This window comes from Corynebacterium sp. (genome assembly GCF_030532195.1).
Lineage (GTDB): Bacteria > Actinomycetota > Actinomycetes > Mycobacteriales > Mycobacteriaceae > Corynebacterium.
The window spans coordinates 46,021-58,745 of sequence record NZ_JAUNLP010000006.1 but is presented as its reverse complement, the minus strand read 5'-3'; the positions used below and the strand labels follow the sequence as shown (position 1 = coordinate 58,745).

The 12,725-nt window shown below is 60.8% G+C and carries 10 protein-coding genes and 1 tRNA gene; 8 read left to right on the top strand and 3 right to left on the bottom strand.

The features are described 5' to 3' along the window. Positions 1–161: 161 nt before the first annotated feature. From Q4E11_RS07630 to Q4E11_RS07620, 3 genes are all read right to left on the bottom strand, one after another. Positions 162–1,139: a ribose-phosphate diphosphokinase gene (locus Q4E11_RS07630; protein WP_303164916.1), complete on the bottom strand. Its 978-nt coding sequence runs from the start codon at positions 1,137–1,139 to the stop codon at positions 162–164. A gap of 7 nt (positions 1,140–1,146) precedes the next feature. Continuing rightward, positions 1,147–2,628, bottom strand: a complete 1,482-nt coding sequence (gene glmU, locus Q4E11_RS07625; RefSeq protein WP_303164914.1) for a bifunctional UDP-N-acetylglucosamine diphosphorylase/glucosamine-1-phosphate N-acetyltransferase GlmU — start codon at positions 2,626–2,628, stop codon at positions 1,147–1,149. Between the two features lie 86 nt (positions 2,629–2,714). Continuing rightward, positions 2,715–2,785, bottom strand: a tRNA-Gln gene (locus Q4E11_RS07620). A 70-nt stretch (positions 2,786–2,855) separates the two neighbouring features. On the opposite strand from Q4E11_RS07620, the gene Q4E11_RS07615 reads away from it, so the two are divergent. From Q4E11_RS07615 to Q4E11_RS07580, 8 genes are all read left to right on the top strand, one after another. Then, positions 2,856–3,557 (top strand): TetR/AcrR family transcriptional regulator, encoded by a 702-nt coding sequence (locus Q4E11_RS07615; protein WP_303164912.1) that lies wholly within the window; start codon positions 2,856–2,858, stop codon positions 3,555–3,557. Between the two features lie 48 nt (positions 3,558–3,605). Next, a complete protein-coding gene (gene mfd, locus Q4E11_RS07610; protein WP_303164909.1) occupies positions 3,606–7,211 on the top strand; it encodes a transcription-repair coupling factor in 3,606 nt (1,201 codons plus the stop codon). Positions 7,212–7,218: 7 nt separating this feature from the next. After that, positions 7,219–8,127 (top strand): MazG nucleotide pyrophosphohydrolase domain-containing protein, encoded by a 909-nt coding sequence (locus Q4E11_RS07605; protein ID WP_303164907.1) that lies wholly within the window; start codon positions 7,219–7,221, stop codon positions 8,125–8,127. 225 nt (positions 8,128–8,352) lie between these two features. Beyond that, a complete protein-coding gene (locus tag Q4E11_RS07600) occupies positions 8,353–9,048 on the top strand; it encodes a lytic transglycosylase domain-containing protein (RefSeq protein WP_303165096.1) in 696 nt (231 codons plus the stop codon). Between the two features lie 85 nt (positions 9,049–9,133). Next, entirely contained in the window at positions 9,134–10,408 is a 1,275-nt protein-coding gene (gene eno, locus Q4E11_RS07595; RefSeq protein WP_303164906.1) for a phosphopyruvate hydratase, read from the top strand. A gap of 115 nt (positions 10,409–10,523) precedes the next feature. After that, a complete protein-coding gene (locus Q4E11_RS07590) occupies positions 10,524–11,060 on the top strand; it encodes a septum formation initiator family protein (RefSeq protein WP_303164903.1) in 537 nt (178 codons plus the stop codon). 144 nt (positions 11,061–11,204) lie between these two features. Beyond that, positions 11,205–11,741, top strand: coding sequence for a DUF501 domain-containing protein (locus Q4E11_RS07585; RefSeq protein ID WP_303164901.1), 537 nt, complete (start codon positions 11,205–11,207; stop codon positions 11,739–11,741). Then, a complete protein-coding gene (locus tag Q4E11_RS07580) occupies positions 11,742–12,725 on the top strand; it encodes a Ppx/GppA phosphatase family protein (RefSeq protein ID WP_303164900.1) in 984 nt (327 codons plus the stop codon).

Below are 12,725 nucleotides of genomic sequence, written 5' to 3'. Positions count from 1 at the left end.
GAGCGTCGCGTCGATAACGGCAACCAACTGTGATGGTCGCCCTCGCCGAGACTTACCGGAGAAATTGTAATGGAGGAGCAGGACAAACACCAAACCCCGCCACCACCAACACCATTGAGGTGTCGGTCGCGGCGGGGTTTTCGTCGTCAAGCGTAAGAAGCTTAAGCCTGGCCTTCGAAGAGAGTCGTCACGGAGCCGTTTTCGAAGATCTCGTGAATCGTCTGAGCCAGCAGTGGGGCGATTGGCAGGACGGTCAGGTTGTCCCAGCCCTCAGTGGACTGCGGCAGGGTATCGGTGGTGATGACCTCACGTGCACCGCACTTGGACAGGCGCTCGCGAGCTGGGTCGGAAAAGACACCGTGGGTGGTGGCGATGATGACGTCAGCAGCGCCGGCCTCGCGCAGGACCTGGACAGCGCCTGCGATGGTGCCGCCGGTGTCAATCATGTCGTCGATGAGCAGGCAGGTCTTGCCGGAAACATCGCCGACCACGCGGTTGGCGACAACCTTGTTAGCGACATCGACAGAGCGGGTCTTGTGGATGAAGGCCAGCGGAGCGCCCCCGAGAGTGTTGGCCCACTTCTCAGAAACCTTCACGCGACCTGCGTCAGGGGAGACCACGACCAAGTTGTCGAGGGAGTAATTCTTCTTGATGTACTCCGACAGAATCGGCATGGCGTGCATGTGGTCGACCGGACCGTCGAAGAAGCCCTGAATCTGGTCGGTGTGCAGGTCCACGGAGACGATGCGGTCAGCGCCAGCGGTCTTGAGCAGGTCGGCGACCAGGCGAGCGGAAATCGGCTCGCGGCCGCGGTGCTTCTTGTCCTGGCGGGCGTACGGGAAGAACGGCAGGATGGCGGTAATACGCTTTGCTGAACCGCGCTTGAGCGCGTCAATCATGATCAGCTGCTCAACGAGCCACTTGTTCAGCGGTGCCGGGTGCGCCTGCAACACGAAGGCATCGGAACCGCGGACGGACTCCTCATAACGAACGAAGATTTCGCCGTTTGCGAAGTCGCGGGCCGTCATCGGAGTGAGCTCAACCCCGAGCTCCTTAGCAACTGCCTCGCCCAACTCCGGGTGTGCCCGTCCGGAGAAGAGCATGAGGTTCTTTTGGTTTTCGATCCACTGGCCGGTCATCTGCCGTCTAGCCTTCCTGGTCTTCCTTGTTGTTGTTAGCGTCCTGCGCTGCCTGTGCGGCCTCAGCCGCAGCAGTGCCGGGGCGCTTACGCGCGACCCATCCCTCAATGTTGCGCTGACGACCACCACTGACCGCCAATGCTCCCGGAGGGACATCGTCCTTAATAACAGTACCTGCACCCGAGTACGCGCCATCACCCACGGTCACCGGAGCGATGAACATGGTGTCGGAACCGGTGCGCACGTGCGAGCCAACCACGGTGCGGTGCTTATTCACACCGTCGTAGTTGACGAACACGCTCGAGGCGCCAATATTTGAGTGCTCGCCAATCTCGGCGTCGCCCACGTAGGTCAGGTGCGGAACCTTCGAGCCGTTGCCAATCTGGGCGTTCTTCGCCTCCACGAAACCGCCGAGCTTGCCACCGACACCGAGCTTGGTGCCCGGGCGAATGTAGGTGAACGGGCCGACCGTGGCGTCCTCGCCGATCTCGGAATCGAAGCCGTGGGTACGCACGACGCTCGCGCGCTTGCCGACGGTCATGTTAATCAGTGTCGTATCGGGGCCAACGGTGGCACCATCGCCAATTACGGTCTTGCCCTGCAGCTGAGTGCCCGGCAGGATTGTGACATCGCGACCGATTTCCACCTCAACGTCAATCCAGGTTGTGGCCGGATCCACAATGGTGGCACCGGCGCGCATTGCAGCCTCACAGGTGCGGCGGTTGAGTTCGCGGCCGAGAGCGGCCAGCTGTACGCGGTCATTGACACCGGCGACCACGGTGGCATCTGCCAGGCGGTGACCGCGAACGGAGCGGTCGGCCTCGCGGGCAATACCAATGACATCGGTGAGGTAGAGCTCGCCCTGGGCATTGTTGGTGTCCAGCTGCTTGAGAGCATTGGCCAAGGTCTCCGCATCGAAAGCGTAGACGCCCGAGTTGACCTCGGTGATTTCGCGCTCTTCGTCAGAGGCATCCTTTTCCTCGACGATGCGGAGGACTTCGCCGTCAGCATTGCGAACAATGCGGCCGTAGCCGTGCGGATTCTCAGCAGTAGAGGTCAGCACTGTCACCGCAGCTCGTGGCTTGCGGTTGTGCTCCTCCAGCAGTGCCTGCAGGGCCTCGGAGTCCAGCAGTGGGACATCGGAGGTGGTCACCAAAATGGTGCCGTCGAAGTTCTGCAGTGCTGGGTGCTCGAGTGCGCACTGCACCGCGTGGCCGGTACCGTTTTGCTCTTCCTGGTGGGCGATGGTGACATCCCCTGCAAAATCGGCCTTGTCGGACCATGCGCCAATGGCGTCAATGACCTTGTCGCGCTGGTGGCCAACGACAACGGCAATCTCATCTGGATTAATGCCCTGGGCGGCATAGAGCGCGTGCTCCAACATTGTGCGTCCGCCGATAGCGTGAAGCATTTTCGGCGTATCGGATTTCATTCGGGTGCCTTGACCCGCGGCGAGAATGACCACAGCGGTGGCCGAACCGTTTGGCATGAAACTTGCTACTCCTCAGTCAGGGTGCATCACGGTCACGGCGGGGCGAAAAGTCACTTCTTAACAAGGGGCCGGCCCCCCGCTTGCTCTCCCACCAGGACTCGAACCTAGAATGCCGGTACCAAAAACCGGAGTGTTGCCATTACACCATGGGAGATTGGCGCACAGCGGACCCACTGTGCGCCTGCGATATACGATAGCAAGACTTTAGCCACTAATCTAAAAGCATGGCCTCCAATTCCCCGAGACGACGTATGACCGGTCCGCAGCGCAAAGCACAGCTAACTGAGGTTAGCCGTAGAATCTTTGCCGCCAAGGGCCCTGATGCTGCATCGATGGAGGAGATTGCTGCCGCGGCTGGTGTCTCTAAGCCAGTGGTCTATGAGCACTTTGGCACCAAGGAACGGCTGTATCAGGCAGTGGTAGACCAGGAGATGGAGGTTCTGGAGACCACCATTCGAGAGGCCTTGAGCCTTGGTCGCTCTCGCTACCGCATTGAACAGGCGGTGCTCGCGCTGCTGACATATGTGGAGGAAAACCCGGAGGGCTTTTCCATTATTTCCCGCGACCCCGGTGTGGCCGGCGGCTATGAGACGCTGCTGAATAACGCCACGGAGTCCGTTACCCCCATCCTGGCCGATGCATTCAAGCGCGTTGGCTACGACCCGTCGATGTCGGTTCTCTACGGCAATTGCATGGTCGGCATGGTCTCGCAGACAGCGCGCTGGTGGCTGGAAAAGCGCAGCCCGGATAAGGAAACAGTGGCGGCGCATATCGTCAATCTGTGCTGGAACGGTTTGGCCGGCATGGAAGGGCATCCGACGCTGCACGGTCCCGTGACTGAACCCGCCGCTGCCGAAGGTGCGAAGTTCGGTGCCGGTGCCGCAGCCGATCCGCTGCGTGCCGCAGAGGTTGGCACTGAGGAGTAGCTGAGGAGTAGCTGAGGTGAAATCCGCCTCAGTGGTTATATTGGGGCTATGCCAACTTCCTCGCCTGTCATTTTGCCGAACCCGCTATCGGGGCTCGCTGATCTGGTTGCCACTGATCCGCAGTTTGTCGGAGTGCTCGGCCACCTCGATGAAGACGAGCTGGCGCTCACAGGTGTTGATTCGGTTCGCTCGCATCTCATTTACGCGATGTCGACGAAGGTGCCGGTGCTGGTTATCACTGCCACCGGCCGTGAGGCAGAGGACCTGACGGCCGAGGTCAAGTCCATGATCGGCGACCGAGTCACCATGTTCCCGTCCTGGGAAACACTGCCGCATGAGAAGCTCTCGCCGGCGGTGGACACCGTTGCGCTGCGTCGTAAAGCGCTTTACGACGTTCGCCGTGGCAAGGTCGACGTGCTGATAGCGGGGGTGCGCTCCCTGGTGCAGCCGATTGTCGATGACCTCGATGATGAAGCCAGCGCTCCGATCCACGTGCAGCTGGACCAGGACTGTGAGGATTTGGTGGAGCGGTTGGTGCACCATGGCTATTCACATGTGGATATGGTCGGCAGGCGCGGTCAGTTTGCCGTGCGCGGCGGCATTGTCGACGTTTTCCCGGCGACCGAAGAGCTGCCGGTGCGCATTGAGCTCTGGGGCGATGAAGTCACCGATCTGCGCGCATTTTCCGTCGCCGACCAGCGCACGATTGCTGAGGTGGAAGTCGACAAGCTCGACATCTTTCCGTGTCGCGCACTGCTTATCGACGACGCCGTGAAGGCCTCCGCGGAGAAACTCGCCACCACGCGCTCGGGCCAAGTCCAGGAGATGCTCACACGTATCGGCGACGGCCAGTGGGTCGAGGGCATGGAATCGCTGATCCCGCTGATTAGTCAGTACCCAATGAAGATGCTCACCGAGGTCATGCCGGAGAAAACCCATGTGCTGATGTGCGGTCCGGAGCGGATTCGTTCCCGCGCGGATGACCTAATTAGCGCTGGCGAGGAATTCATGGCCGCGGCGTGGGAAACGGCGGCGATGGGTGGCTCCACGCCGATTGCCACCGATGGGTTAGAGCCGAGTGCGTACCGCAGCTTGGCCTCCATTCCAATGCCCACCTCCTGGCATATTTCCCCGCCCGGCATGCTGGAGGCCGGGGTCACTGAAGATGAGGTGCTGCCACTGACCTTTGAGCCGGCTCCCGCACCGCGCGGTGACTTGAAGGAGATTGGTCGCCTGATGAAGCAGCTGCGCGATGCCACGGTCGCAGGCGAGCGCGTGGCGTACGTGGCGGCCACGCCCGCGGGGGCTCGTCGTCAAGCGGAGAAGTTCCGCGAGGCGGGAATTGCGACGCGCATCGCCACCGGCCCCGAGCAGCCGGAAGCGGGACGAATCACCGTCTACCAGGGCGTTTTGCATGGTGGCCTGATGTTTCCGCGTATTCCGGGCGGCGCGCTGACGCTGATTACGGAGCAGGATATTACGGGCAACCGCATCGCTGAGGGCGCGCTGCGGGGAAAGCGTAAACCCGCGAAGCGCCGTAACCGCGTTGACCCGCTGGCGCTGAAAGCCGGTGACTACGTGGTGCATGACACCCACGGCATCGGTCGGTTTGTGAAGCTCACTGAGCGCACGATTGGCACTGGTGAGGATCAGGCTCGGCGCGAATATGTGGTGCTGGAGTATGCACCGAGCAAGCGCGGTGGCCCGGCTGACCAGCTCTTTGTGCCGATGGAGAGCCTGGATTTGCTGTCGCGGTATGTCGGCGGTGAGAAGCCGACGCTGTCGAAGATGGGCGGCTCGGACTGGAAGTCCACGAAGCGCAAGGCGCGCGGTGCTGTCCGTGAAATCGCCGAGGAGCTGGTGAAGCTCTACGCGGAGCGCCAAGCCGCGCCGGGCCATGCGTTCGCGCCGGATACCCCGTGGCAGCACGAGATGGAGGACAATTTCCCCTTCGTCGAAACGGAAGACCAACTGCAGGCCATTGAAGAGATTAAGTCCGACATGGAAAAGCCGGTGCCGATGGACCGCGTGCTCATTGGCGATGTCGGCTATGGCAAGACCGAAGTGGCGCTGCGTGCGGCGTTCAAGGCCGTCCAGGATGGTCGCCAGGTGGCGGTGCTGGTGCCGACCACGCTTTTGGCGCAGCAGCACTTGGCCACATTTACCCAGCGTATGGAGGGCTTCCCGGTCACCATCCGCGGCCTGTCGCGCTTTACCTCGCCGAAGGAATCCAAGCAGGTTCTCGAAGGGTTGAAGTCCGGCGATGTCGACATTGTCATCGGTACGCACCGCCTGCTGCAGACCGGCGTGCAGTGGAAGGAACTCGGCCTGGTCATCGTCGACGAGGAGCAGCGCTTCGGCGTCGAGCACAAGGAACACATTAAGGCGCTGCGCCATCACGTCGACGTGCTTACCATGTCGGCCACGCCAATTCCGCGCACACTCGAGATGTCGATTGCCGGCATCCGCGAGATGAGCCAGATTCTCACCCCGCCGCAGGATCGCCATCCGGTGCTGACCTACGTCGGCGAGCAGTCCGATAAGCAGATTGCCGCTGCGATTCGGCGTGAGCTGCTTCGCGACGGCCAGGTGTTCTACCTGCACAATAAGGTCGCAACCATTGACAAGGTGGCACAGCATATCCGCAACTTGGTGCCCGAGGCGCGGGTGGTGGTCGCACACGGCCAGATGGGGGAAGACCAGCTGGAGCGCACGGTCGATGGCTTTTGGCAGCGCGAGTACGACGTCCTGGTGTGTACCACCATCGTGGAGACCGGCCTGGACATTGCCAATGCCAATACGCTGATTGTGGAAAATGCCCACCACATGGGTCTTTCGCAGCTCCACCAGCTGCGCGGACGTGTGGGGCGTTCCCGCGAGCGCGCATACGCCTACTTCCTCTACCCGGAAAATCAGACGCTGACGGAGACCTCGTATGACCGTCTGGCAACGATTGCCCAGAACAATGATTTGGGCGCCGGTATGGCCGTGGCTATGAAGGATCTGGAAATGCGTGGTGCCGGCAGTATTCTCGGAGCGGAGCAGTCAGGACATATCGCCGGTGTCGGTTTCGACATGTACGTCCGCCTTGTCGGTGAGGCCGTTGCCGCGCTGAAGGCGGTGGCTGACGGTGAAACTCCGGATGCCTCCGATAATGAGCCGAAGGAAGTTCGAATTGACCTTCCGGTGGATGCGAATATTCCGGCTGATTATGTGTCGTCGGAACGCCTGCGGCTGGAGGCGTACCGCAAATTTGCTGCCGCTACTGCGCTGGACGATATCGATGTGGTGCTTGAAGAGCTCGTAGACCGCTACGGAACCCCACCCATTGAGGTGGAAAGACTGGCAGTTATTTCACGTCTTCGAATTATTTGCCGTGAATTCGGCGTGCATGAAGTTCAAGCTATGGGTGCGCACATTAGAATAACCCCTATGGAGCTTGCTGACTCCAAGCAAGTGCGCCTCAAGCGCCTGTACCCACAGGCGACGTATCGTGCGGCAACACGCACGGTGTCCGTCGGCATGCCGAAGGAAGGACGAGGATTGCGGGCAAAACCTGTTCGCGATATCGCATTGGTGCAGTGGGTCGCAGATTTCTTGACATCGATGGCGGGAATTCCTCGCATGGACATCTCGCACATGGGAAAGGACTAGAAAACGTATGACTATCATCAAGCTCGATAGCCGCTTTCCAACGGCCATTCCGCTGGAAGCCGCTAGCCTGCTGACAGGTGAAGTCAGCTACACCGAGGAAGTCCCCATCCGTGTGCGCTGGGCCATCGCCGATGCCGGTGGCCACTCGGTCTCGCAGGCTGAGATTCTGGTTACCACCGATATGGACAATGACGAGGTGCTCGACCGCCTTGATGCGGGTGAGAAGGTCTACTCTGTCGAGCTTGAAGGGGCTCCGGATCCCGAACCGCAGCCGGAACCCGACCCGGAACCAGAAACTGTCCCTGCGCCTGCGCCGATGGCGGTCCAATCCCGCCTGCCACATGTCGAAGAAGCTATTGACATCATGGCTAAGGCACGTCGCACCGGGCAGTGGGAAGCGCGCCAGACTCACCAGAGCCTGCTGCCGTACCTCATTGAGGAAACCTACGAGTTCGTCGATGCCGTCAATGAGGGCGGTGACATCCGCAGTGAGCTGGCAGACCTGCTGCTACAGATTCTCTTCCATGCGGAAATCGCCGAGGACTTCGACTTCGACGACGTGGCCACCGACTTCATTTTGAAGATGCGTGCCCGTCAGCCGTACCTTTTTGACGGCTCTGTCGAGGAAGGCCAGATGGTCTCCGAGGAAGAGCAGGAACGTCTGTGGAGCTACGGCCGCGGTCGTCCGCGCTCGATGCCGGCTACTCAGCTGCCTGCTCTGACGCTGGCGGAGGAAGCTATTCGCCGTGCTCGTGCGCTCGGCATGGCGGATACGGACATTCCAGTGGAAATCTTGGTGCCAACGCCAGGGTTGGAGACCGACTCCGGGGCGGAGGAGCGCACCCGCAAGGCCGCCCGGGCATTCCTGGCAGAGCTGGCCCAGACGCAAGAACCGTCGGCAAGCGAAGAGTCGTAAAACACTCGCTGTCCTCGAGATTGAATTGATTCCAGGGCTTTGCCCGTAGAGTAATTCTTCATGCCTTCTAATTCCCAGTTCGACGAATACGCGCACCCCGTACCCCGCGGGGCGAATTCGCGTGGCCGCAGTAAGGGGAAAAAGAAGTCCAATCGAGGCTGCGGTTGCCTCGGTGTGACCACGCTGGCGGTGCTCATAATTATCGGCACGGTTGGGGCGCTCAGTATGTTCACCGGCCCGGTTATGCCGTCGATTACGAAGAAGCCGATTCCCGATAACGTGCCGCCGGCTGCTGCGGAAGCGCCACCGATGATTGATATCCACGCGCCCGGGCGCACGTCCGACCAGCTGCGGCAGTGGGCGCAGAAGATTGCGCCGGAGACCGGGATTTCGGAAGACGCAGTGCGAGCCTATGGCAATGCCTATGTGCTGGCCGCCGAGGAATCCCCGGAGTGCCACCTGTCGTGGAATACGCTCGCTGGCCTGGGGCAGGTTGAAACTCGGCACGGCACGTACTCCGGCAATTGGCTCAAGCCCGCGCAAATTGGTCCCGATGGGGTAGTGCGCCCGCCGATTATCGGCCCGCCGCTCGACGGCACCGGCGCGTTTGCCGAGGTACCGGATACCGATAACGGCAAACTCGACGGCGACACTCGTTATGACCGCGCCGTGGGGCCGATGCAGTTTATTCCAGAGACGTGGAAACGCTTTGCGACGGATGCTTCCGGTGACGGCGTTGCGGATCCAAACCACATTGACGACGCCACAGCGACGGCCGCACGGATGCTCTGCAGTGGTGGTCGTGACCTTGCCACCCCGGAAGGGTGGGCAGACGCAATTCGCTCTTATAACCAGTCTGAGCAGTATCTTCGCGATGTTCGCGATGCTGCGGCCAACTATGCGCTGAACCAGCCCGCCTAGGCAGAATTCCATTTACGGCGAAGGTTGCCAAACCGTGCCACAATTGAAGGCAAGTGCCGGAACGGTTCCGGCGGAAAGGTGACCTATGGCTGCAATCATCGAGTTGAACGCACGCGAAATTCTGGACTCCCGCGGTAACCCGACTGTTGAGGTTGAGGTGCTGCTGGAAGACGGCGCTGTGGGCCGCGCTGCGGTTCCGTCCGGTGCCTCCACCGGCGTTCATGAGGCACACGAGCTCCGCGACGGCGGAGACCGTTACCTGGGCAAGGGCGTCGAGAAGGCTGTCCGCGCCGTGCTCGAGGAGATTGAGGACGCAATTATTGGCCTAGAGGCTGAGGACCAGCGTCTGGTTGACAAAACCATGATTGAGCTGGACGGCACCGACAACAAGTCCCGCCTGGGTGCTAACGCAATCCTGGGTGTTTCCATGGCTGTTGCCAAGGCTGCCGCCGAGTCCGCTGGCCTGGATCTGTTCCGCTACGTCGGTGGCCCGAACGGTCACGTTCTGCCGGTTCCGATGATGAACATCCTCAACGGTGGCGCACACGCTGACTCCGGCGTTGATGTCCAGGAGTTCATGATTGCTCCGATTGGTGCCCCGACCTTCAAGGAAGCACTGCGCGTCGGTGCTGAGGTCTACCACGCACTGAAGAAGGTCATTAAGGACAAGGGCCTGTCCACCGGTCTCGGCGATGAGGGCGGCTTCGCTCCGTCGGTTGACTCCACCAAGGCTGCTCTTGACCTGATTGTTGAGGCAATTGAGGCTGCGGGCTACAAGCTGGGCGACGATGTTGCACTGGCTCTCGACGTTGCTTCTTCTGAGTTCTTCAAGGATGGCAAGTACCACTTCGAAGGCGGCGAGCACACCGCTGAGGAGATGGCAGCTGTCTACGCTGACCTGGTTGAGAACTACGCCATCGTCTCCATCGAGGATCCGCTGCAGGAAGATGACTGGGAGGGCTACACCACCCTGACCGCTCAGCTCGGCGACAAGGTTCAGATCGTCGGCGACGACTTCTTCGTCACCAACCCGAAGCGTCTGGCTGAGGGCATTGAGAAGAAGGCCGCTAACGCTCTGCTGGTCAAGGTCAACCAGATTGGTACTCTGTCCGAGACCTTCGAGGCCGTCGCAATGGCCCACAACGCTGGCTACAAGACGATGATGTCCCACCGCTCCGGTGAGACCGAGGACACCACTATCGCTGACCTGGCTGTCGGCCTGAACTGTGGCCAGATCAAGACCGGTGCTCCGGCTCGCTCCGAGCGCGTTGCTAAGTACAACCAGCTGCTGCGCATCGAGGAGTACCTGGGTGACGCTGCAGTTTACGCTGGTCGCAGCGCATTCCCACGTCTTAAGTAAGTGCAACTGATGTCGCTGAGGCATAACTGACAGCACTGACCCGCTCGAACCGACTGATTGGTTCGAGCGGGTTTTTCGTTATTTTATTGTCCAGGCGTCGGGTAGAGTGTGGGACATGAGTGCATCGGAGCAATCTCGTCGCGGAACAAAAACGCGTCCCACGCAGGGGCGCGGGCGTTCGGCGTCGGCAATTGCATCGGGAATGCGCTCGCTGAGCACAGCGCAGAAAATCGGAATCGGGCTGCTGGTGCTCTTTTTGGTGGCAACGCTGGCCATTCCGTTGCGCACATTCGCGCAGCAGCAGGCGGATGTTGCTGAGACTCGGGACAATATCGCCCGCATGGAGCGGCGTATTTCCCAGTTGGAAGATGAAAAGGAGCTCTACTCCAATCCGGCCTACATCAAGGAGCAGGCACGCCTGCGCCTCGGCCTGATTGAACCGGGCGAGACACCATTTAGAATTCTCGACCCAGCAGTGGGGGAGCAGCCGGTAACCGAGCCGGAGGCGATCCCGGAGCATCAGGCGAAGAAGTGGTACGAAACCTTATGGGATTCGATTTCCATTCCGCCTGAGCCTGAGTCGACTCGACCGAATCCGGCGCGCGACCAAGCCACCAGGCCAGAGAACTTGCCGACGGTTCCGGAGTCATAAACCACCTTCGCACTGCCTCAAACACCTCTTCTTCGGTGGACGTGGCGTGCGCAGTTGAGGTGTCCGTCGTAAAGCGTAATGACGCGCGTGTTGGGCGGCTGTGAGATTATGTGTCAGTGAAGTGTGGAAAGGGGAGTGTGGCGAATGTCTGTTGACACCGCAGATCTGGAAGTTGTAGCGGAGCAGCTGGGACGTGAGCCGCGGGGTGTGGTGGAGATTTCGTACCGCAGCCCGGATGGGACACCCGGTGTGGTCAAGACGAAGCCGCGCCTGGATGATGGCACTCCGTTTCCCACCCTCTTTTACCTGACTGATCCGCGCCTGACGGCGGAGGCCTCACGGTTGGAGACCACCGGAGTCATGAAGGATATGACTGCGCGCCTGGAAAACGATGAGGAGCTCGCAGCCGATTACTTGCGTGCACACGAGGCATTCCTGGCAGAGCGCAATGCGATGGAGGACTTAGGGACGGACTTCTCCGGCGGCGGTATGCCGACCCGTGTGAAGTGCCTGCATGTTCTGATTGCATATGCGCTGGCGAAGGGGCCGGAGCACTTCCGCCTGGGTACAGAGTCAGTGGCGCTAGCAGCGGAAAATGAAAGGCTGCGCGGCACCGCAATTCCGGCTGATTGGCCGACGATTGAAGACCTTGGCATCGAGTATCCAGGGGCGGAGGGGTAAATGACCACACTGGCAGCGGTAGACTGCGGTACCAACTCAATTCGCCTGCTCATTAGCCGAGTTGAGCTTGTCGACGGAGTCCTGGAAATCACCGAACTTCACCGTCTGATGGAAATTGTGCGGTTGGGCCAAGGCGTTGATGCCACCGGTCAGCTGGCACCGGAGGCACTCGAGCGAGTCCGCGTCGCACTGACCAAATACGCCGAACTGATGCAGGCGGAGCAGGTCAAGGCTGTGCGGATGGTCGCAACTTCGGCCACGCGTGATGCGTCGAACCGCGAGGACTTTTTCGCCATGACCCGCGAGATTCTCGCTCCGTGGGGTGCCGAGGCCGAGGTCATCTCCGGTGATGAGGAAGCCGCGCTGTCCTTCCGCGGGGCAGTCGATGACTTGGACCCGGAGTTGGGGCCATTCTGCGTGATTGATGTGGGCGGCGGCTCCACCGAGGTCATCGTGGGCGATCACGACGGCACGGTGGCCGGCTCTGACTCCGTTGCGATGGGCAGCGTTCGCCTTACCGAGCGCTTCCTGCACACCTCACCGCCGACTGATGAGGAAGTGGCGCAGGCCCACGACTATGTGGCGCAGCTGACCGAGGAGATTGCCACCCAGGTGCCGGTACACACCGCGCGCACTATTGTGGGGTGCGCTGGCACCTTTACCACGCTCTCGGCGCTGGCGCAGGGGCTGGAAACCTATGATCCTGCGGCCATTCACCTGTCGCAGCTGCGCTTTGCCGCACTCCGCGCGCTGACGGCCTCTGTGGTGGAGTCCGATGTGGAATCGCTGGCTGCCAACCCGGTGATGCATCCAGGGCGTGCCGATGTGTTTGCCGGCGGGGCCATCATCGTCGAGGGGCTAATGGATCTTTTCCAGTCGCTCCCAGGTGCCATGCCCGCTGACCAGCAATCTTTCTACATCAGCGAGAAGGATATTCTCGACGGCATAGTAGCAAGTTTGGTAGATACGCACGTGCCCCATTAA